Source organism: Streptomyces sp. NPDC048461 (assembly GCF_055587105.1).
In genome coordinates, this window is record NZ_JBVJGW010000012.1 from 167166 (window position 1) to 187270 (window position 20105).

A 20105-nucleotide genomic window follows, 5' to 3' on the forward strand; every position below is an offset into this window, starting at 1 on the left:
TCTGACCATGGAAGGCACCGCGCATGCTCCCACAGACCCGACCGACCCCCGCGAGCCCTACGACCCCGCCGCCACCGAGCGCTGGGCCACCGAGCCCGACAAGCGGCCCGGCCGGACCGCCTTCCAGCGCGACCGCGCCCGCGTGCTGCACTCCGCCGCGCTGCGCCGGCTCGCCGGGAAGACGCAGGTCGTCACCCCCGGCACCCGCTCGTACGACTGGGACGCGAGCCCCCGCACCCGCCTGACGCACTCGCTGGAGTGCGCCCAGGTCGGCCGGGAGCTCGGCGCGGCACTGGGCTGCGACCCCGACCTCGTCGAAGCCGCCTGCCTCTCCCACGACATGGGCCACCCGCCCTTCGGCCACAACGGCGAGGAGGCGCTCAACGAGTTCGCCAAGGACTGCGGCGGCTTCGAGGGCAACGCCCAGTCCCTGCGCCTGCTGACCCGCCTGGAGCCCAAGCGGTTCGTGCCCGACGCGGACGGCGAGCTCGTCAGCGTCGGCCTCAACCTCACCCGGGCCTGCCTGGACGCCGCCACCAAGTACCCGTGGGCCCGCGGCGACCACCCCACCGACCCCGGCTCGGTGAAGTTCGGCGCGTACGAGGACGACCTGCCGGTCTTCGAGTGGCTGCGCCTCGGCGCGCCCGCCGACCGCAAGTGCTTCGAGGCGCAGGTGATGGACTGGGCGGACGACGTCGCCTACTCGGTGCACGACTTCGAGGACGGCCTGCACGCCGGCCACCTCGACCCGAACCTGCTGCACGCCGAGCCCGAGCGGGCCGCGATCTGGCGGGTGGCCATCGGCCGGTACGTCCCGGCCGACACCGGGCCCGAGGAGCTGCGCGAGGCCCTGGACCGGCTGATGGAGCAGGAGTGGTGGCCGCACGGGTACGACGGCTCGGCCGTGGCCCAGGCCCGGCTGAAGGACGCCACGAGCCAGCTCATCGGCCGGTTCTGCCAGGCCGCCGAGGCGGCCACCCGCGAGGCGTACGGCCCGGGACGCCTCACCCGGTACGCGGCCGGGCTGGTGGTCCCGCGCGAGGCGCGCAACGAGTGCGCGGTCCTCAAGGCGGTCGCCGACCTGTACGTGATGCAGCGCGACGAGCAGGAGCGGATCCGGGCCGATCAGCGCGTCGTCCTGGCCGAACTCGCCGAGGCGCTGAGCCGGCGCGCCCCCGACGGACTCGACCCGCAGTTCCGGGCCATCTTCGACGCGGCCCCGGACGACCGGGCGAGGAAACGCGCGGTCGTCGACCAGATCGCGTGCCTCACGGACGCGGCGGCCCGCTCCCTGCACGCCCGTCTCACCGGACGCGCGCGACGCGCCGAAGGGTGAGCCTATCGGGCCACTCCCCCTTCACGCGGCACGCTCAGTGCGGGACGCTCGCATGTGGCCGCACGTGACGAACAGGTAATGAGGAGGCATCAGGTGGTCGACGCACACCAGACGTTCATCATCGTCGGCGGGGGGCTGGCCGGGGCCAAGGCAGCCGAGACGCTGCGGGCCGAGGGGTTCACCGGCCGGGTGATCCTGATCGGCGACGAGCACGACCGCCCGTACGAACGTCCCCCGCTGTCCAAGGGGTTCCTGGTGGGCAAGGAGGAGCGCGACAGCGTCTTCGTGCACGAGCCGTCCTGGTACGCGAGCGCCGACGTCGAGCTGCACCTCGGCCAGCCCGCGGTGCACCTGGACCGCGAGAACAAGTCGGTGCGCCTGGGCGACGGCACCCTGCTGCACTACGACAAGCTGCTGCTGGCCACGGGCTCGGAGCCGCGCCGCCTCGACCTCCCCGGCACGGACCTGGTGGGCGTGCACCACCTGCGCCGTCTGGCCCACGCCGAGCGGCTGCGGGGCGTCCTGGCCGCCCTCGGCCGGGACAACGGCCACCTGCTGATCGCCGGCGCCGGCTGGATCGGCCTGGAGGTCGCCGCCGCGGCGCGCGGGTACGGGGCCGAGGTCACCGTGGTCGAGGCCGAGGCCACCCCGCTGCACTCGGTGCTCGGACCGGAGGTCGGCCGGCTCTTCGCGGACCTGCACGCCGGGCACGGCGTGCGCTTCCACTTCGGGGCCCGGCTGACGGAGATCGTCGGCCACGACGGCATGGTGCTGGCCGCCCGCACCGACGACGGCGAGGAGCACCCGGCGCACGCGGTCCTCTCGGCGATCGGGGCGGCGCCGCGCACGGCCCTCGCCGAGACCTCCGGGCTCGCGCTCGTGGACCGGGCGCACGGCGGCGGGATCGCCGTGGACGCCTCCCTGCGCACCTCCGACCCGGACGTCTTCGCGGCGGGGGACGTGGCCGCCGCCCATCACCCGGTGCTGGGGACGCGGCTGCGCGTCGAGCACTGGGCCAACGCGCTCAACGGCGGACCGGCCGCGGCGCGGGCGATGCTGGGGCAGGAGGTCAGCTACGACCGGGTGCCGTACTTCTTCTCCGACCAGTACGACGTGGGTCTGGAGTACTCGGGGTACGCGCCGGTCGGGGGCTACGACCAGGTGCTGATCCGCGGGGACGTCGGCAAGCGGGAGTTCATCGCCTTCTGGCTCTCGGACGGGCGGGTGCTGGCCGGGATGAACGTCAATGTGTGGGACGTCACCGAACAGATCCAGGCCCTGATCAGGTCCAAGGCCCCGGTGGACCGCGACAAGCTCGCGGACCCGTCGGTTCCGCTCTCGTCCCTGGTCACGCCGGAGGGGGCCTGACAGGTTTGCCTCCGCCCGGCCGTAGACTTCACGGGTGGCAGGACGGATCAACGACGACGACGTGAAGGCGGTACGGGACGCGGTCCCGATCGACGCCGTGGTCTCCGAATACCTCCAGCTGCGCAACGCGGGCGGCGGCAACCTCAAGGGCCTCTGCCCCTTCCACGACGAGAAATCCCCGTCCTTCCAGGTCAGCCCCAGTAAGGGGCTGTACCACTGCTTCGGCTGCCAGGCGGGCGGGGACACCCTCGACTTCATCATGAAGATCGACCACCTCTCCTTCTCGGAGGCGGTCGAGCGCCTGGCCGGCCAGGCCGGCATCACCCTGCGGTACGAGGAGGGCGGCTACACCGCCGGCACCAGCGGCCGCGGCGAGCGCATCCGCCTGGTCGAGGCCCACAAGGCCGCCGCCCAGTTCTACGTGGACCAGCTGGACTCCGCCGAGGCGGAGATCGGCCGCAAGTTCCTCGCGGAGCGCGGCTTCGACCAGGCCGCTGCCGCCCACTTCAGCGTGGGCTACAGCCCGGCCGGCTGGGACCACCTGACCCGCTTCCTGCGCGGCAAGGGCTTCAGCGACAAGGAGCTGATCACCTCCGGGCTCGCCCAGGACAGCCGCAGCGGCAAGCCGATCGACCGCTTCCGCGGCCGGCTGATGTGGCCCATCCGGGACATCACGGGCGAGGTCGTCGGCTTCGGCGCGCGCAAGCTCCGCGAGGACGACAACGGGCCCAAGTACCTGAACACGCCCGAGACGGCGATCTACAAGAAGTCCCAGGTGCTGTACGGCATCGACCTGGCGAAGAAGGAGATCGCGAAGACCTCGCGGGCCGTCGTCGTCGAGGGCTACACCGACGTCATGGCCTGCCACATGGCCGGGGTCACCACCGCGATCGCCACCTGCGGCACCGCCTTCGGCGGGGACCACATCAAGATCCTGCGCCGGCTGCTGATGGACAACGCCACCGCCGAGGTGATCTTCACCTTCGACGGCGACGCGGCCGGCCAGAAGGCCGCCCTGCGGGCCTTCGAGGACGACCAGAAGTTCGCCGCCGAGACCTCCATCGCGATCACCCCGGGCGGCATGGACCCCTGCGACCTGCGCCTGGCGCAGGGCGACGCCGCGGTGTCCTCCCTGGTCGAGACCCGCACTCCGCTCTTCGAGTTCGCGCTGCGGCACATCGTGTCGCGGCACAACCTGGAGAACCCGGCGGGCCGGGCGGCCGCCCTCGACGAGGCGGCCCCGGTCGTCGCCCACATCAAGAACATCGCGATCCAGCACGAGTCGGCGGTCCAGCTGGCGGGCATGCTGGGCATCCGCGACGAGGCGTTCGTCGTCAAGCGGGTCGCCCAACTGGCCCGCTGGGCCCGCGACCGCGGGAACCAGCCGCAGCAGCAGCAAGGCCGCGGCGGCGGCGGACGCCCGTCCTACGACGCGGCCCCCGCGCCCGCCGAGCGGCCGGCCGGCGGCCCCGCGCTGAACCTGCGCAGCCCCGCCCACCGCACCGAGCGCGAGCTGCTGAAGCTGGCCCTCCAGCGCCCCGCCCTGGTCTCTCCGGCCTTCGACGCGTACGGGATGGACGAGTTCACCGCCCCGCCGTACGCGGCCGTGCGCCAAGCCATCCTCGACGCGGGCGGCGCCTCGCTCGGCACCGAGGACTACCTGGCCAAGGTCCGCGAGGCCGCCCCGAACGACACCGTCCGCGCCCTCGTCACGGAGCTCGCGGTCGAGGCGATCCACGCGAAGACGGTCGACGAGATCTACGCGGGGGTCCAGCTGGTGCAGGTGCGCCTGCGCGCCGTCGACCGCCGGGTGCACGAGATCCAGGGCACGATGTCCCGGCTCGGCCCGCAGGCCCCGCCGGAGCAACTGGCCGCGGTCCAGGAGGAGCTGTGGGTCCTCCAGCAGTACGGACGCCGGCTGCGCAACCGCGGCGCCGAGGGCCTGTAGCCCCCGTACGCGGAAAGGACGCTTCCTAGGCCGTCTCTTTCGGATCTTGCCGGGCCCGCGACGCCTGGCACCGCGGGCTCGGCCGACAAGATCCGAAAGAGACGGCCTAGCGGCGGAACCAGTCGCCGCCCGGTATCTCGGCCCCCGAGGCGCTCAGGTCGCGGGCGACGAGCGGGGACGCCAGGTAGACCCAGGCCCGGACCGGCGTCCCGCCGGGGCGCAGCACCTCGCGGGCGATCCGGTCGTAGAGGTTGCCCGGGCGGCCCGGACCCCCGTACTCCTCCAGCCGGTCCAGGGCGGCGAGCAGGCCGGGGTACGCGCCGGGGGCGGGGGTGATCAGTTCCCCGACGACGGCCGAGCCGGGGCGGTGGACGGCGTACGGGTACCCGGGGCCGTCGTAGAGCGCCGCGTCGGGCAGCCGGGCGGGCTCCTCGCAGGCCGTGCGGCCGCGCAGGAACAGGTCGTGGTTGACCTCCCCCGGGCGCAGGGTTCCGTAGACGAAGAACGGCAGCGGGGCGGGCGGTTCCCCGGGCCGAACGGCCGATGTCACGCGGGCACTCCCTCGGGTAGGGCGACTGGTCCGCAGGCCTGGCCGAAGGTCCCGACTTCCCCTGCGCGCCCCCACCGTACGCACGGCCGTTACACAACCTCCCGGCGGCCGTGACCCGGGGCGTCTACCGTCGGCCTCCCCCCTCCTCCCAGCCTCCGGTCCGGCCTCCATGACGCACTCGCCCCGCCGCCTCGTCTCCGCCCTCCTGTGTGCCTGCGCCTGCGCGCTCGCCGCGGGCGGGTGCTGCGCGCCCGGCGGCCTCGGCGCGGGCGGCGCCGCGCCGCCCGTGTCGGTCCAGCCGCGGCCCGAGCCGCTGTGGCCCGCGTGGGCCGAGGCTCCGGGCACCGCGGTGGGCCGGCGGGAGGGACCGCCGGTGCCGCTGCGGAACGGTCCGGCGGTGGGGCCGGACGGGCTGGGCGGGGTGGATCCGATGGCCGTCGTACGGGCCGACCCGCGGATGAGGCCGTTCCTCGGCAAGGGCGGGATACGGGGGCCGGGGCGGGCCGGGTTCCGGCCGGCCGTCTACCGCGACCTGACCGGCGACGGGCAGCAGAACCTGATCGTCGCCGCCGACACGGAGTCCAACCGGTCGGCGCTGAGCGTCTACGCGGTGTCCCGCGGCCGGATCGTGTCCGTCCTGTTCACGATCGGCCGGCAGCTGACGGCGGACGCCGTCGGCACCGACCTGCTGGTGCACATCGCCGCGGACGACGGCTCCGAGCAGGCCGTGCGCTACCACTGGGACGGCGAGCGGATGACGGTGGTCAACGACGAGCGCCGCTTCCGCAAGCCGGGGCCCTCCTGCGACCCCGAAGCCACCCCGGCGCCCACGGCGGGCTGCTCCCCGGGCCACGGGGGGCCGTCGCGGTGAGACCGGCACTGATCCGCTACCGGCACCTGCTGCGGGCCCTCGGCCTGCGCTGGAAGATCGCCGTGCTGCTGGCCGTCGGCTGCTCGCTCGTCGCGGTCGCGATCGGCGTCCTCATCCACGACGCGCGCCACCGGCAGGTGGCCGACGCGGCCCGCAAGAGCGCCACCGCGCAGCTGATCCGCGTACGGCAGGTGTACGAGCTGACGGGCCGCCTGGAGTTCGACAAGGTCGGCGAGGCCGACGCCCGGATCGACTGCCCGACGCTGGCGGAGCCGCTGCGCAGGGCGGCTCTGGCGGGAGAGCGGAACACCTGGCTCGACCTGTCCGGGCCGCACCCGGCGGTGTGGGCGGCCCGGCCCGTCGGGGGCGACCACGTGCTGTCCGTACGGCAGTCGCTGGTGGCGGAGCAGGCCGAGCTGCTCGATCTGGACCGGCAGTTGGTCGCGTACGGGGTCCTGGTCGTGGCGCTCGCGGCCGTCGGCGGGGCGGTGCTGGCCAGCAGGCTGAGCCGGGAGCTGCGGACGGCGGCGGAGACGGCCCGGCGGATCAGCGCGGGCGAGCTGGACGCGCGGATCGGGCCCTCGGGAGTGCCGGGGACCCGGGACGAGGTCGCCGAGCTGGCCTCGGCGGTGGACACGATGGCGGCCAGCCTGCAGCAGCGGCTGGAGGCGGAGCAGCGGTTCACCGCGGACGTGGCGCACGAGCTGCGCACGCCGTTGACGGGGCTGCACACGGCGGCGGAACTCCTGCCTCCGGGGCGCCCGACGGAGCTGGTGCGGGACCGGGTGGCGGCGCTGCGCACGCTGACCGAGGACCTGTTGGAGGTCGCGCGGCTGGACGCGAACCGCGAGGAGCCGCAGCTGGACGTGCACCCGCTGGGGCCGCTGGTGGAGTCGATCACCCGGCGCTCGGGGGTCGCCGCGGAGATCGTCGGTGCGCAGGGCGGGCCGGAGCAGGCGTGCGTCCGCACCGACGTCCGGCGGCTGGAGCGCATCCTGGCCAACCTGCTGGTCAACGCGCGGCGGCACGGCAGCGGTCCGGTGACCGTCACCGTGTCGGGGACGACGGTGACGGTACGGGACCGGGGCCCCGGCTTCCCGGAGAAGCTGCTGCGCGAGGGGCCGCAGCGGTTCCTGACCGGCGCACCCGAGCGCGGGGCCGGCACGGGGCTGGGCCTGACCATCGCGCTGGGCCAGGCCCAGGTCATCGGGGCGCGGGTCACCCTGGCGAACGCGGAGCAGGGAGGCGCCGCGGCGACGGTGGTGCTCCCACCGGGCGACGGCCCGGAGACGGGACGGGCGGCCGGGGCCGAGTGAGGGGCGGGCCTTCGGGGCGGGGCGGGCCTTTCGGGGTCGGGCGGGCGGGCCCTCAGGGGGAGCCGGGCCTCCGTGAACTGCGGGCCCTCGGGGAGGGGCCGGGCCCGGGGCGGTCGGGTCACCCGGACGGCGCGGGGGTCTCCGATGGCCGCAGCGACGCCACTGAGCTGCGGAAACGTCCCGTACAGGGGCCGATTGCGGCCCCACCTGACGGGACATCAGCAGGCGGGGTGGGAGCGGGCCGGGTTACCTCGGGAACACGACCCCGTGTCTCCAGGAGAATCCCATGCGCCGACGTACCGCCCACGCGCTGACCGCCACCGCGCTGACCGCAGCCGCGTTCACCGGCCCGGTCGCCGGCGCGGTCGCGGCCGCGGACCTCGGCATGGCGAGCTTCGCCCCCGGTGACTTCGCCGCGCTGGAGGTGTGGCCCAAGTCCGCGGCCGCCGGCGCCACCGTCACCGTGAACACCACCGCGTGCGGCCCCCGCAGCCATGCGGAGGGTGACGCCAGCACGGTCGGAGGCGGCCGGTTCAAGCTGGTCCCGGGCACCCACAAGGAGGTGGTCGTGGGGCAGTTCCAGATCGCCCGCGGCACCCGGCCCGGCACCTACGGCATCGGCGCCACCTGCGCGAACGGCAAGTTCGCCACCGGCGACCTGGTCGTCACCGAACGCGGGCCGCAAGGCCCCGTCCACACCGGGGTGGGCGGTGGCACGACCACCACCGCCGACCCCGCCACGATCGCGGCGGGAACGGCCGTACTGGCCGCGTCCGCCGTCGGCGGTATCTGGCTCCTGCGTCGCCGGGCGAGCGGCACGCGGAGCTGACGGACGCCCACCGCGGCTTCGGCCGCGGTCCGACCGGTACCGTCCCCCGTCGCCCGCCCCGCGAGGTCCCCCCCGTTCGCGGGGCCGGGCGACGGCCAGTCACCCCGAACCGGAAGCCGAGGGGGTACGCATGGGTGGCGATGTCCGGAGCTCCCGAAGCTCCCCGGGCGGCCCGCCGCAGAACCGTCAGCCCTGGCCCGCGGCCGGCGGCGCCCGTACGCACACCTCCGGACCCGCTCCGGCGGGCCGCGGCATCGCCCGGAGCCGCCGTACCCCCGCCGCCCGCCACGGGGGACTCGTCGCCCTCGCGGCCTGCGTCGGCATCTGGCTCGTCACGAGCGGCTCCCGCGAGCCCGTGGGCCCGCCGCTGCCCTCCCCCGCCGAGGCGCTGAGCGCCGCGAGCGCGTCGGGGCCCGGCATCGCCCCGCTCCCCGGCTCCCCGCCCGACCGGATCCGCATCCCGTCCATCCGGGTGGACGCGCCGCTGACCGGGCTCGGCCTGCAGCCGGGCGGCAGCCTCGAAGTGCCCCCGCCCGACCGGCGGGACCTCGCCGGGTGGTACCGCGAGGGCACCACTCCGGGCGCCACCGGCACCGCGGTGATCGCCGGCCACGTGGACGACGCGGTCGGCCCCGGGGTCTTCTACCACCTGGGCGCGCTGCGCCGCGGGGCCGCCATCGAGATCCCGCGCGCGGACGGCCGTACGGCGGTGTTCACCGTCCACGCGGTCGGGGTGTACGACGCCAAGGCCTTCCCCGACTCCCTCGTGTACGGCCCCTCGTCGCGCGCCGAGCTCCGGGTGATCACCTGCGGCGGCGGCTTCTCCCCGCGCACGGGCTACCGGGGCAACGTGGTCGTCTTCGCGCACCTCACGGGGACCTACTAGGCCAGGTCGGCCCGGCGGCCGCGACAGCCCGCGCTCAGCCCCACTGCTCGAAGCCGAGGCGGATGACCAGCGCCCCCACCACCGTGAGCAGTACGCCGCGGACGAAGGCGCTGCCCTTCTTGAGCGCCATGCTCGCGCCGATCATGCCGCCGGCCAGGTTGAACAGGGCCATCAGGGCGGCCAGCTGCCACAGCACCCGGCCCTGGTACGCGAACATCGCGAGCGCCCCGGCGTTGGTGCACACGTTGACGATCTTGGCGGTCGCGGAGGCGGACACCAGGTCGAGGTGGAGCAGCGCGGTGAGGGCCAGCACCAGGAAGGTCCCCGTACCGGGTCCGATGAGGCCGTCGTAGAAGCCGATGCCGAGACCGGCCAGTGCGATGGCCAGCAGGACCCGCTGCCGGGAGACGGGCGAGGCGGACGGGGCGGCGCCGAAGCCGGGCTTGAAGATCACCACGGCGGCGACGACCACGAGGACCGCCATGATCAGCGGGCGCATGGCGTCCTTGTCGATGCCGCCCGCCAGCGCGGCGCCGCCCATCGAGCCGGCGAGCGCGGCGAGGCCGATCCGTACGGCGACCTTCACGTTCACCGGCGCCTTGCGCACGTACGTCACCGCCGCGCCGGCGGTGCCGACGATGGCCACCGCCTTGTTGGTGCCGAGCACGGTGGCGGGGTGGGCCTGCGGCAGGCCGAGGAGCAGGGCGGGCAGCAGGAGCAGGCCGCCGCCGCCGACCACCGCGTCGATCCAGCCGGCCGCCGCGGCGGCCACGCACAGCACGATGATCATCGTCGTTGATATGTCAGGCACGCCCCGACCTTATGGAGCGGTTGGGTGCAGGGACCATCAATCCTCGGAAACTTGCGCAAACGTTGAGCTTCGCCCGGCCGGAACCCGGTCCGGGGCCACCGGCGCGGCGGGGTCCACGGTCGCCGTCAGCACGGTCGCGGCCAGCACGCTGGCCAGCCCCAGCCCGGCCGCGAGGCGCCGGGCGGGCGGCACGGCGGCCGCGACCGAGCGCCAGGCCGGGGGCTTGCGGTGCCGGGCCGCGGCCGGACCGGCCGGGGCGGGGACCGCCAGGGGCCCGGACAGGGGCCCGGACAGCGGGACGGACAGAGGTACGGACAGGGGTCCGGGCACGGACAGGGGTCCGGGCACGGACAGGGGTCCGGGCACGGACAGGGCGATGTGCAGCGGGTGGCGCATGGCGCGGCGACCTCTCGGGCGGCGGGGCGGAGGAACGGAGGGCGGCGCAGGGCGCGCGGCAGCGTTCAGAAGGCGAAGCACTCGGAGTGGATGTGGCCGGCCGGCACCCCGGCCCGCAGCAGCGCGGCCTGCGCCGCCCCGGCCATCCCGGGCGGTCCGCACAGGTACACGTCGTGCTCGGCGAGGTCCGGCACCAGTGCGGCCAGCGCCTGCGGGGCGAGCGGATCGTAGGCGGCGCCGGACGGTCCCAGCAGGTAGTGCAGCCCGGCCTGCCGCTCGGCGGCGATGGCCTCCAGCTCGGTGCGCAGGACCAGGTGCTCCTCGGCCCCGGCCCGGTAGAGCAGGGTGATCTCCCCCGGGCCGCCGGGCAGCGTCTCGAACAGGGCCCGGATCGGGGTGATGCCGACCCCGCCCGCGATCAGCAGCACCTTGGTCCGGGTCCGCCGGGCGGCGGTGAGGGCCCCGAACGGGCCGGTGGCGAGGACCCGCGTCCCGGGCCGCAGCCTGCGGATGCGGCGGGAGTGGCCGCCGAGCCCCTTGACGGTGATGCGGAGGGTGTCGTCGCGGACCGGCGCGGACAGCGAGAACGGCAGCGTGGTGTGCCACAGCCTGCGCCGGAGGAACCGCCAGCGCAGGAACTGCCCCGGCTCGGCGCGCAGTTCGGCCAGGTGCTCCCCGACCACGGTGACGGAGACGACGCCGGGCCCCTCGACCCGTACCTCGGCGACCCGCAGCACGTGCCGCAGGGCCTGCCGTACGGGGACCACGGCGCGGTACCAGACCAGCAGGACGGCGACGGCGGTGTGCGCGAGGGCCCAGAACCAGGCGACCGGGGCGACGTCGGGCCCGGCGAGCTGGTGGCCGAAGGCCAGGGCGGCGGCGAGGTAGACCAGCAGGTGCACGCCGCGCCAGGCCTCGTGCGACACCCGGCGGCGCACCGCCCGGGCGGAGGTCGCGCCGACCGCGGCCAGGAGGACGGTCCCGGCCGCGGCGGCGGCGAGCGCGGGGTAGCCGAGCAGGTCCCGGACGGCGGACACCACGTCGACCCCCTCGTGCACGGCGTAGCCGAGCAGGGCGAAGAGCCCGTGCCCGAAGCAGAGGAGCAGCACGTACCGGCCGCCCGCGGCGTGCCAGCGGGCGAGCCGGTCGGCGCCGACGCCGTGCTCGACGGCCGGGACCCGGGCCATGAGGAAAAGCAGCACGAGCACCCCGTACCCGGCGAGCAGGCCGGTCAGGTGGGCGGCCGTGGCGAACAGCGCGTCGGGCCGGGCCGAGGGGCGCACCTGCGCGGCCCAGAGCACCGTCACGGCCCCCGCCCCGCCCAGCATCCCGCTCCTGACCCGCACCACCGCATCTCGCATACGGGTCACGCTAAGCGCCCGGACGGGCACGCGGATGATCCTTAAGGCGCCCTTGAGGGAGGCCTCACCGACCCTTAACCCCTGCGCTGAGGTGGGCGTTCCGTCCGGGTAACAACGACGATGCGGCGGGGAAACAGCCTCCCCGCACGCTCGTGGCATGACCTCGGAGCAGCAGCGTGTGGTGGTGATCGGCGGCGGCCTCGCGGGCCTGCGGCTGGCACAGCGGATGGGCGGCCCGGGCACGGCGGTGACCGTGCTGGGAGAGGAGACGCACGTCCCGTACAACCGGGTGCTGCTCGCCGAGGTCCTCGCGGGCCGGTACGCGCCGGAGGTGACGGCCCTGCCGGCCCCCGGTCCGGCCCTGCGGCGGGGCGTCCGGGCGGTGCGGATCGACCGCGCCGAGCGGGCGGTGCACTGCGACGACGGCAGCGTGGAGCGGTACGACACCCTGGTCCTGGCCACGGGGTCGAACCCGGTGCTGCCGCCGCTGCGGGGGCTGTTCGTGCCGGACGGGCGGGAACTGCCCGACGGGGTGCACCCGTTCCGCACGATGGACGACTGCCTCGCCCTGTCGGCGGCCGTGGGACCGGGCGTGCGCGCGGTGGTCATCGGCGGCGGCCTGCTGGGCGTCTCGGCGGCCCGCGCGCTGGCCGAGCGGGGCGCCCAGGTGGTCTTGGCCCAGCAGGCCGAGCGGCTGATGGAGCGCCAGCTGGACGCGGCCGCCTCGGCGCTGCTCCACGCCCACCTGACCGCGCTGGGCGTGGAGATCCACACGGAGTGCCGGGTGCGCGGTCTGAGCACGGCCGGCCCGCCCGGGCGGGGGTCCCGCCGGGTCACCGGGGCGGAACTCGCCGACGGGTACCGACTGGACGCCGACCTCGTCGTGCTGGCCTGCGGAGTGCGCCCCCGTACCGGTCTGGCGGTGGCCGCGGGGCTGGACGTCCGCACGGGCGTCGTCGTCGACGACCGGCTGTGCACCAGCGACCCCCGCATCCACGCCGTCGGCGACTGCGCCGAGCACGCCGGCCGGGTGTACGGCCTGGCGGGCGCCGCCCTGGAGCAGGCGGACGCGCTGGCCGCGATCCTCACCGGCCCGGGCCGGCACCGGGACCCGGACACCGCGGCCGGGGTCACCGCCGCCCCCGGCCCCACGCCCGCCGGCGCGGAAGACACCGCCGCACCCGCCGCCCCGGACCCCGCCGCACCCGGCGACCGCCCCGGCGCGGCGGCCCCGTACACGGGCACCCGGGCCCTCACCCGGCTCACCCTCGGCGGAGCCGGCCCGCGCACGCTCGACCTCGCCGCCTTCGGCGAGACCACCCCGCTCCCCGGCGACGACGTGGTCCGCCTCGCGGACGCCACCCGCCGCACGTACCGGCAGGTCGTCGTCCGCGGCGACCGCCTCGTCGGCGGGGTCCTGCTCGGCGAGCTCTCCAGCGTGGGCGCGCTCGCCCGCGGCTGGGAGGGCGGCGAGCCCCTGCACGACCCCGCCGACCTGTTCCGCCTGCTCACCGACGACGGAGGCCACTGACATGACCGAGCCCCTGCCCACCCTCGTGCTCATCGGGCACGGCATGGTCGGCCAGCGCTACCTCGAAGCCCTCGCCGAGCGGGGCGCCACCGCGACCCACCGGATCACCGTGCTCTGCGAGGAACCCCGGCCGGCCTACGACCGGGTGCACCTCACCTCCTACTTCTCCGGCAGCACCCCCGAGGACCTGTCCGTGACGCCCTCCGGCTTCATGGAGGAGCACGGCATCACCCTGCACCTCGACGACCCCGCCGAGTCCGTCGACCGGGACGCCCGCACCGTCACCTCCCGCTCCGGCCGCGTCTTCCCGTACGACGTCCTGGTCCTGGCGACCGGGAGCTACCCCTTCGTGCCGCCGGTGCCCGGCAAGGACGCGCCCGGCTGCTTCGTCTACCGCACCGTCGAGGACCTCCTCGCCATCGAGGAGTACGCCAAGACCCGCACCCACGGCGCGGTCGTCGGCGGCGGCCTCCTCGGACTGGAGGCGGCCGGCGCCCTGCAGGGCCTCGGGCTCACCGCCCGGATCGTCGAGTTCGCCCCGCGCCTGATGCCCGTACAGGTCGACGGCGGCGGCGGCGCGGCCCTGCTGCGCACCATCGAGTCCATGGGCCTCACCGTCCACACCGGGGTCGGCACCCAGGAGGTGCTGACCGGCGCGGACGGCAGCGTCAGCGGGATGCTGCTCTCCGACGGCTCCCGCGTGGACACCGAGCTCGTCGTCTTCTCCGCGGGCGTCCGCCCCCGCGACCAGCTGGCCCGCGCCGCCGGGCTGGACGTGGGCGAGCGCGGCGGCGTCGCCGTCGACGCCCGCTGCCGCACCTCCGACCCGCGCGTCTACGCCATCGGCGAGTGCGCCCTCGCCGTCGACGGCCGCGTGTACGGCCTGGTCGCCCCCGGCTACGAGATGGCCGAGACCGCCGCCGACGACCTGCTGGGCCGCGAGCGGCGCTTCACCGGCGCCGACCTCTCCACCAAGCTGAAGCTCCTCGGCGTCGACGTGGCCTCCTTCGGCGACGCCCACGGCGCCACCCCGGACAGCCTCGACGTGGTCTGGTCCGACTCCCGCTCCGGGGTCTACAAGAAGCTGGTCGTCTCCCCCGACGGGGTGCTGCTCGGTGGTGTCCTGGTCGGCGACGCCGACTCGTACGGACTGCTGCGCCCCCTCACCGGCAGCGTGCCGCCCGTCTCTCCCGAGCAGCTGGTCCTGCCGGCCGGCCTCGGCGCGCCGGTCGCCCTCGGCCCGTCCGCGCTCCCCGACCACGCGGTGATCTGCTCCTGCCACAACGTCACCAAGCAGGCCATCGCCGCCTGCTCCAGCCTGCCCGAGGTCAAGAAGTGCACCAAGGCGGGCACCGGCTGCGGCAGCTGCCTCAAGGTGATCGGGCAGCTGCTGCCGCCCGCCGCCGACCCGGGCCTGTGCGGCTGCTTCCCGTACACCCGCACCGAGCTGTACGAGATCGTCCGCACCCGGCGCCTGACCTCGTACGGGCAGCTGCTGGACGGCCACGGCCGCCCGGAGGCCCGCGGCGGCGACGGCTGCGAGGTGTGCAAGCCCACCGTCGGCTCCATCATCGCCTCGCTCGCCCCGACGCTCGGGGCGAGCGGCTACGTCCTCGACGGCGAGCAGGCGGCGCTCCAGGACACGAACGACCACTTCCTCGCCAACATCCAGCGCAACGGCTCCTATTCGGTCGTCCCGCGCATCCCCGGCGGCGAGATCACCCCGGACAAGCTGATCGTGATCGGCGAGGTGGCGCGCGACTTCGGCCTCTACACGAAGATCACCGGAGGGCAGCGGATCGACCTGTTCGGCGCGAGCGTCGACCAGCTCCCGCGGATCTGGGCCCGCCTGGTCGACGCGGGCTTCGAGTCCGGGCACGCGTACGGGAAGGCCCTGCGGACGGTGAAGTCCTGCGTGGGGCAGACCTGGTGCCGCTACGGGGTCCAGGACAGCGTGCGCATGGCCATCGGCCTGGAGCTGCGCTACCGGGGCCTGCGGGCGCCGCACAAGCTGAAGTCGGCGGTCTCCGGCTGCGCCCGCGAGTGCGCGGAGGCGCAGAGCAAGGACTTCGGGGTGATCGCGACGGCGAGCGGCTGGAACCTCTACGTCGGCGGCAACGGCGGGGCCACCCCGCGCCACGCCGACCTGCTGGCCCAGGACCTGTCGGACGCCGAGCTGATCCGCCTCGTCGACCGGTTCCTGATGTTCTACATCCGCACGGCCGACCGGCTGGAGCGGACCTCCACCTGGCTGGAGCGGATGGAGGGCGGCCTGGAGCACCTGCGCGACGTGGTCGTGCACGACTCGCTCGGGCTGTGCGCGGAACTGGAGTCCCTGATGGCCGACCACGTCGCGCACTACCGCGACGAGTGGGCCGAGACCCTGTCCGACCCGGAGCGGATGCGCCGGTTCGTGTCCTTCGTCAACGCGCCCGGGGCCCCCGACCCGACCGTGAAGTTCGTGCCCGAACGGGACCAGGTCAAGCCCGACCTGGCCGTCCTCACCCTTCTGCCGCTGGGAGGCACCCGATGACCGTCGAACTGGAGGTGGAGGAGGGGTGGCTGACGGTGTGCGAGCTGTCGGCGCTCGTCCCCGGCCGCGGAGTCGCCGCCCTGCTGCCCGACGGGAGCCAGGCCGCGGTGTTCGTCGACCGTGCGGGGCGCCCGTACGCCATCGGCAACCAGGACCCCTTCACCGGGGCGCACGTGCTCTCGCGGGGGCTGCTGGGCTGCGCGGCCGGGCGGCCGTTCGTGGCCTCGCCGCTGCTCAAGCAGCGCTTCGACCTGGAGTCGGGGCGCTGCCTGGACGACGAGGAGGTCGCGGTCCGGACCTACCGGGTGCGGACCGCCGCCACCTCGTGAGGTCGGTGCTCAGCCCTGGACCGCCGCCGGGTCCATCCACATGATCTCCCAGGTGTGGCCGTCGAGGTCGTCGAAGGCGCGGCCGTACATGAACCCGAGGTCCTGGGCCGGGCGGGACTCGGTGCCCCCGGCGGCGACGGCCGCGTCGACGAGCGTGTCGACCGCGGCGCGGCTCTCGGAGCTGAGACAGAGCAGGACCTCGGAGGTCTTGGTGGCGTCCGCGATCTCCTTGTGGGTGAAGTCCTTGTAGCGGGCCTCGGTCAGGAGCATGGCCACGATCGTGTCGCTGATCACCATGGAGGCGCAGTTCTCGTCGCTGAACTGGGCGTTGAAGCCGTAGCCGAGCTCGCCCCAGAAGGCCTTGCTGGCCTCCAGGTCCTTGACCGGCAGGTTGACGAAGATCATGGTGGCGGACATCTCGGTCCCTCTTCCCTCGGGTGGCGCGCGCACGGTGCGGCGCTTTCGAGAGGTAGACCGCGGGGTGCCGGAAAACTCATCGCTCGCCGGGAAGAACCCCCGGAATTTCCCGGCGGGGATCGAAACCGCAGGTCAGGGCGGCGCCACCCGCGGCGCCACCGGCCGTACGGCGCAGGGGCGGGACGGGGCTCGGGCGGGACGGAGGCTCAGGCGGTGCCTCAGGCCGGCGGGACGGTCCGCTCAGGCGGGCCGGCCGGCCGCGCGCAGCTCCAGTGCGGCCAGCGGGACGAAACCCCGGCCGTCCCCGGCGCGCGTCAGGGCCGCGGCGCCCGAACCGGCGCCGGTCAGCCGCTTGTGCAGGGTCAGCGCGATGCGCTCGCCCTGCGCCTTGGCCCGCTCCGCGTTGGGTCCGCCGTACAGGCCGTCGATCGTCGCGTTCCACAGCTGCACCCAGCGCCCGAAGTCCGCGGCGGTCATCTCCCGCGCCGTGTGCAGCGCGGCGTGCGGGGCGAAGGCGTTGCGCCGGTAGTCGGCGCTCCGGAAGAGGGACCGCTCCCAGAAGTCCGTGATGTGGGGCAGGTGGACCTCCAGGTCCGTGCCCGCGATCTCGGTGAAGAAGGCGCCGATGCGGCGGTCGGCGAAGGCGGCCGTGTAGAAGCGGCGCAGCACGACGTCGAGGTCGGCGCGGCCCGCGATGTCGGCGGCGGCGTGGTGGTCCATTCCTCCAGCCTCCCGGTCCGTCCGGCCCCCGCCCAGGGGAGAAGGTCCCGCGGGAGGTCCCCCGGTCCCGCAGGAGGCCCCCGCCGGCCGGTGCGCAGGGCGGCCCGGACGAAACCCGGGGCGCCGGATTCGGCCGGAACCGGCCCCTCGGCCGGCCCGGCCGCGGAGGCGGGCGGGTGCGGGGCGACTGGGCGTACGCACACCGAATCATCCGCCGTCCGGTAAACGACCGCCGCCGGGGAGAAGCGGAAAACCTTCCGGAAAAGGCCCTCCGCACCCCCGAATCACTTCAGGTGAATGCTGCACGGCCATTGACCCCGAGCCGGTCGCCCGCGCGTCATGAGGAATTGACGTCACGTCAACTCAGCTCTCCTAGGTTCCTCGACGCGTGCGACCCCGCGTCCGACCGGACGCGGGGCCTTCCTCCCACAGGAGTGACCGTGGAACGTCGTACCTTTCTGCGCGGCGCAGTCATAGGCTCGTCTGCCGCCGCCTTCGGCGGCACCCTGATGCACGGCGCGGCGTACGCCGCGCCCGCCCAGCCGGGGGCCGGCCCGTACGGGGCGCTCGGCGCGGCCGACGCGAACGGCCTCCAGCTGCCCGCGGGCTTCAGCAGCCGGGTGATCGCCCGGTCCGGCCAGAACGTCGGCTCCACCTCGTACAAGTGGCACAGTGCGCCCGACGGCGGCGCCTGCTTCGCGGACGGCACGGGCTGGATCTACGTGTCGAACTCGGAGGTCAACCCGAGCGGCGGCGCCAGCGCGGTGAAGTTCGGCGCGGCGGGCGCGATCACCGGCGCCTACCGGATCCTGTCGAACACCCGGCAGAACTGCGCGGGCGGCAAGACGCCCTGGAACACCTGGCTGTCCTGTGAGGAGGTCACCCGCGGCTACGTGTACGAGACCGACCCGTACGGGGTGAACGCGGCCGTCCAGCGCCCGGCGATGGGCCAGTTCAAGCACGAGGCGGCCTCGGCCGACCCGGTCCGCAAGGTGATCTACCTGACGGAGGACGAGACGGACGGCTGCTTCTACCGCTTCGTCCCGACCACCTGGGGCAACCTCTCCGCCGGCACGCTCCAGGTCCTGAAGGCGTCCACGGCCACCTCGGGCTCGTTCACCTGGGCCAACGTCCCGGACCGCGACGGCTCCCCGACCGCCACCCGCAGCCAGGTCTCGGGCGCGAAGAAGTTCAGCGGAGGCGAGGGCTGCCACTACGCCAACGACACCGTGTGGTTCACCACCAAGGGCGACAACCGGGTCTGGCAGCTGAACCTCGCCGCCGGCACCTATGAGCTGGCCTACGACGACTCCCTGGTCCCCGGCGGCGCGGCCCCGCTGACGGGCGTGGACAACGTCACGGGGTCCTCGTACGGGGACCTGTACGTGGCCGAGGACGGCGGCAACATGGAGATCTGCGTGATCACGCCCGACGACGTGGTCGCCCCGTTCCTGCGGATCACGGGACAGTCCTCCTCGGAGATCACCGGCCCGGCCTTCTCCCCCGACGGCGCCCGGCTCTACTTCAGCAGCCAGCGCGGGACGAGCGGCAGCTCGTCGGGCGGCATCACGTACGAGGTCACCGGCCCCTTCCGCACCTGATCCCCGGCTCCCGCACCCGGCCCCGGCACCCGGACACGAGCCGGAGCCGGGTGTCGGATGCCGGGCGTCGGATGCCGGGCGCCGGGTGCGCTCACGAGGCCACCGCGCCGCCCTTCAGCAGGGCCGCGCCCAGCGGGGTCACGGTGTGCAGCACCGCGTTCCCGTGCCGCAGGGTGGTGACCAGGCCCGCCTCGCGCATCACACAGGCGTGCTGGCTCGCGGAGGCCAGGGAGACCCCGGCCCGGCGGGCCAGCTCGCTGGTCGTGGCCCCGTCCCCTATGGCGCGCAGCACCACCGAGCGGGTGTGCCCGACCAGCTTTCCCAGGGTGCGCTGGCGCCGCTCCTCCACCGGCCGGGCGGACTCTCCCCCCGCCGGCGCCGAGGCCAGCTGCGCCGCGGCCGGATAGACCAGGACCGGCGGCTGCTCCGGGTCGTGCAGGGTCACCGCGGTGCGCCGGCAGAAGAACGACGGCTGGAGCAGCAGCCCGCGCCCCCGCAGCCGCACGTCGCGGTCCACCGGGTAGTCGCACTCCAGGACCGGCGCACGCCAGCGCAGCATCGGCGGCAGCGAGGCCAGCAGCTCGTCCGCACCCCCGTCGAGCAGGGCCCGGCCGCGCGCGGCCCGTTCGGCCTCGATCTGGGCCTGGATGTGCGTCCAGTACGGCTCCACGGCCGCGCGGTGGTAGCCGCGCAGCTCGCCCAGCAGCCTGGGCAGGTGCTTGGCGCCGCCGTCCATGAACTCGCGCAGCCGCGGCGCCACCGGCGAACCGGGGGCCGTTCCCGCGCCCAGGAGCAGCAGCTCGCGCCGCATCCGCTCGGGGCGTATGCCGCGCAGCGCGTCGAGGCCCACGTCCCACCCGTACTGCCCCTCCACAGGGGTCAGGAAATCGGGAAAATAACCTCTGCTCGGTATAAGCATACCGAGCATGCGTGTTTCACTATTCAACCTGCTCCGGGTTTCCGTACGCCATTCACCGAAGAGCCGGGCATCGCGCCGGTCCCTTAAGCGGTGAAAGCTCAGAATCGTTTCCCACAACGCATCGGGACGACCTGCCATCCGTACGCGTGCCAGGTCCACTCCAGTGAAATGGATACGCAGCACCGAACCCCCACCTGTGCAACCGCAATCCCCCCGCCCCATGAGTATGCATGCCGTCACACGTGGTCACCACGCCCTTTCGGCCACAGTTGAAACCCCTTTCGGCGGAGGCGTGACAACCGAAATCCTGTACTCCGCCGGGCACACTCCGATGCGACCGAAACGCTCCGTGAAGGCCGTGGGGGGCTTTGCGGGGCCTGGCG

18 protein-coding genes are annotated in these 20105 nt (G+C 74.6%); 11 read left to right on the forward strand and 7 right to left on the reverse strand.

The features are described from left to right. The first annotated feature begins 7 nt into the window (after window positions 1-7). From ACZ6S8_RS22140 to dnaG, 3 genes are all read left to right on the forward strand, one after another. A complete protein-coding gene (locus tag ACZ6S8_RS22140; protein ID WP_469458233.1) occupies window positions 8-1336 on the forward strand; it encodes a deoxyguanosinetriphosphate triphosphohydrolase in 1329 nt (442 codons plus the stop codon). 93 nt (window positions 1337-1429) lie between these two features. Further along, on the forward strand, window positions 1430-2704 hold the full coding sequence (locus tag ACZ6S8_RS22145; RefSeq protein WP_469458235.1) for an NAD(P)/FAD-dependent oxidoreductase: 1275 nt from the start codon (window positions 1430-1432) through the stop codon (window positions 2702-2704). A 34-nt stretch (window positions 2705-2738) separates the two neighbouring features. Continuing rightward, window positions 2739-4652 carry a DNA primase gene (gene dnaG, locus ACZ6S8_RS22150; protein WP_469458237.1) on the forward strand — a complete coding sequence of 638 codons (1914 nt, stop codon included), beginning with the start codon at window positions 2739-2741 and terminating at the stop codon, window positions 4650-4652. Between the two features lie 106 nt (window positions 4653-4758). Here the strand turns inward: dnaG and ACZ6S8_RS22155 are convergent, their stop codons facing one another. Further along, complete coding sequence (locus ACZ6S8_RS22155) at window positions 4759-5202, reverse strand: gamma-glutamylcyclotransferase family protein (RefSeq protein WP_469458239.1); 444 nt, start codon at window positions 5200-5202, stop codon at window positions 4759-4761. 169 nt (window positions 5203-5371) lie between these two features. On the opposite strand from ACZ6S8_RS22155, the gene ACZ6S8_RS22160 reads away from it, so the two are divergent. The 4 genes from ACZ6S8_RS22160 (at window position 5372) to ACZ6S8_RS22175 (ending at window position 9104) form a co-directional block, all read left to right on the forward strand. After that, entirely contained in the window at window positions 5372-6073 is a 702-nt protein-coding gene (locus ACZ6S8_RS22160; RefSeq protein WP_469458240.1) for a hypothetical protein, read from the forward strand. Further along, the gene (locus ACZ6S8_RS22165) at window positions 6070-7389 is read left to right on the forward strand and encodes an ATP-binding protein (protein ID WP_469458242.1); all 1320 of its coding nucleotides are present in this window, start codon (window positions 6070-6072) and stop codon (window positions 7387-7389) included. Before ACZ6S8_RS22160 ends, ACZ6S8_RS22165 begins: the two co-directional genes overlap by 4 nt. Window positions 7390-7675: 286 nt before the next feature. Next, window positions 7676-8218 (forward strand): hypothetical protein, encoded by a 543-nt coding sequence (locus tag ACZ6S8_RS22170; RefSeq protein ID WP_469458244.1) that lies wholly within the window; start codon window positions 7676-7678, stop codon window positions 8216-8218. Between the two features lie 130 nt (window positions 8219-8348). Next, window positions 8349-9104, forward strand: coding sequence for a class F sortase (locus ACZ6S8_RS22175; protein WP_469458246.1), 756 nt, complete (start codon window positions 8349-8351; stop codon window positions 9102-9104). A 34-nt stretch (window positions 9105-9138) separates the two neighbouring features. On the opposite strand, the gene ACZ6S8_RS22180 is transcribed toward ACZ6S8_RS22175, so the two are convergent. The 3 genes from ACZ6S8_RS22180 to ACZ6S8_RS22190 all read right to left on the reverse strand — a co-directional run bounded on the left by ACZ6S8_RS22180 (window position 9139) and on the right by ACZ6S8_RS22190 (window position 11672). Beyond that, window positions 9139-9915: a sulfite exporter TauE/SafE family protein gene (locus tag ACZ6S8_RS22180; protein ID WP_469458249.1), complete on the reverse strand. Its 777-nt coding sequence runs from the start codon at window positions 9913-9915 to the stop codon at window positions 9139-9141. 36 nt (window positions 9916-9951) lie between these two features. Further along, window positions 9952-10311: a hypothetical protein gene (locus ACZ6S8_RS22185; RefSeq protein ID WP_469458251.1), complete on the reverse strand. Its 360-nt coding sequence runs from the start codon at window positions 10309-10311 to the stop codon at window positions 9952-9954. A 65-nt stretch (window positions 10312-10376) separates the two neighbouring features. Then, window positions 10377-11672: a ferredoxin reductase family protein gene (locus tag ACZ6S8_RS22190; RefSeq protein WP_469458253.1), complete on the reverse strand. Its 1296-nt coding sequence runs from the start codon at window positions 11670-11672 to the stop codon at window positions 10377-10379. A gap of 157 nt (window positions 11673-11829) precedes the next feature. Here ACZ6S8_RS22190 and ACZ6S8_RS22195 point away from each other — a divergent pair, with 157 nt between their 5' ends. The 3 genes from ACZ6S8_RS22195 to nirD are packed head-to-tail and all read left to right on the forward strand — an operon-like array spanning window position 11830 to window position 16065. After that, complete coding sequence (locus tag ACZ6S8_RS22195) at window positions 11830-13203, forward strand: NAD(P)/FAD-dependent oxidoreductase (protein WP_469458255.1); 1374 nt, start codon at window positions 11830-11832, stop codon at window positions 13201-13203. 1 nt (window position 13204) lies between these two features. Next, the gene (nirB, locus tag ACZ6S8_RS22200; protein WP_469458257.1) at window positions 13205-15736 is read left to right on the forward strand and encodes a nitrite reductase large subunit NirB; all 2532 of its coding nucleotides are present in this window, start codon (window positions 13205-13207) and stop codon (window positions 15734-15736) included. Further along, window positions 15733-16065 carry a nitrite reductase small subunit NirD gene (gene nirD / locus ACZ6S8_RS22205; RefSeq protein WP_383915308.1) on the forward strand — a complete coding sequence of 111 codons (333 nt, stop codon included), beginning with the start codon at window positions 15733-15735 and terminating at the stop codon, window positions 16063-16065. The genes nirB and nirD overlap by 4 nt, the downstream gene beginning before the upstream one ends. 9 nt (window positions 16066-16074) lie before the next feature. Here the strand turns inward: nirD and ACZ6S8_RS22210 are convergent, their stop codons facing one another. Both ACZ6S8_RS22210 and ACZ6S8_RS22215 read right to left on the reverse strand, forming a co-directional pair. Then, window positions 16075-16482 (reverse strand): VOC family protein, encoded by a 408-nt coding sequence (locus ACZ6S8_RS22210; RefSeq protein ID WP_469458260.1) that lies wholly within the window; start codon window positions 16480-16482, stop codon window positions 16075-16077. Window positions 16483-16722: 240 nt separating this feature from the next. Then, window positions 16723-17202: a group III truncated hemoglobin gene (locus ACZ6S8_RS22215; protein WP_469458261.1), complete on the reverse strand. Its 480-nt coding sequence runs from the start codon at window positions 17200-17202 to the stop codon at window positions 16723-16725. A gap of 440 nt (window positions 17203-17642) precedes the next feature. Between ACZ6S8_RS22215 and ACZ6S8_RS22220 the strand changes: the two genes are divergently transcribed. After that, window positions 17643-18803, forward strand: a complete 1161-nt coding sequence (locus tag ACZ6S8_RS22220) for an alkaline phosphatase PhoX (protein ID WP_469458263.1) — start codon at window positions 17643-17645, stop codon at window positions 18801-18803. Between the two features lie 91 nt (window positions 18804-18894). Here ACZ6S8_RS22220 and ACZ6S8_RS22225 read toward each other — a convergent pair whose 3' ends face one another. Then, window positions 18895-19905 (reverse strand): ArsR/SmtB family transcription factor, encoded by a 1011-nt coding sequence (locus ACZ6S8_RS22225; RefSeq protein WP_469458265.1) that lies wholly within the window; start codon window positions 19903-19905, stop codon window positions 18895-18897. Window positions 19906-20105 lie beyond the last annotated feature (200 nt).

What these genes read in the sequence shown, in the direction of transcription:
- ACZ6S8_RS22140 (WP_469458233.1), top strand. Translation starts at nt 8, where the DNA reads ATGGAAGGCACCGCGCATGCTCCCACAGACCCGACCGACCCCCGCGAG.
- ACZ6S8_RS22160 (WP_469458240.1), top strand. Translation starts at nt 5,372, where the DNA reads ATGACGCACTCGCCCCGCCGCCTCGTCTCCGCCCTCCTGTGTGCCTGC.
- ACZ6S8_RS22170 (WP_469458244.1), top strand. Translation starts at nt 7,676, where the DNA reads ATGCGCCGACGTACCGCCCACGCGCTGACCGCCACCGCGCTGACCGCA.
- ACZ6S8_RS22175 (WP_469458246.1), top strand. Translation starts at nt 8,349, where the DNA reads ATGGGTGGCGATGTCCGGAGCTCCCGAAGCTCCCCGGGCGGCCCGCCG.
- ACZ6S8_RS22185 (WP_469458251.1), bottom strand. Translation starts at nt 10,311, where the DNA reads ATGCGCCACCCGCTGCACATCGCCCTGTCCGTGCCCGGACCCCTGTCC.
- ACZ6S8_RS22190 (WP_469458253.1), bottom strand. Translation starts at nt 11,672, where the DNA reads ATGCGAGATGCGGTGGTGCGGGTCAGGAGCGGGATGCTGGGCGGGGCG.
- ACZ6S8_RS22195 (WP_469458255.1), top strand. Translation starts at nt 11,830, where the DNA reads ATGACCTCGGAGCAGCAGCGTGTGGTGGTGATCGGCGGCGGCCTCGCG.
- nirB (WP_469458257.1), top strand. Translation starts at nt 13,205, where the DNA reads ATGACCGAGCCCCTGCCCACCCTCGTGCTCATCGGGCACGGCATGGTC.
- nirD (WP_383915308.1), top strand. Translation starts at nt 15,733, where the DNA reads ATGACCGTCGAACTGGAGGTGGAGGAGGGGTGGCTGACGGTGTGCGAG.
- ACZ6S8_RS22210 (WP_469458260.1), bottom strand. Translation starts at nt 16,482, where the DNA reads ATGTCCGCCACCATGATCTTCGTCAACCTGCCGGTCAAGGACCTGGAG.
- ACZ6S8_RS22215 (WP_469458261.1), bottom strand. Translation starts at nt 17,202, where the DNA reads ATGGACCACCACGCCGCCGCCGACATCGCGGGCCGCGCCGACCTCGAC.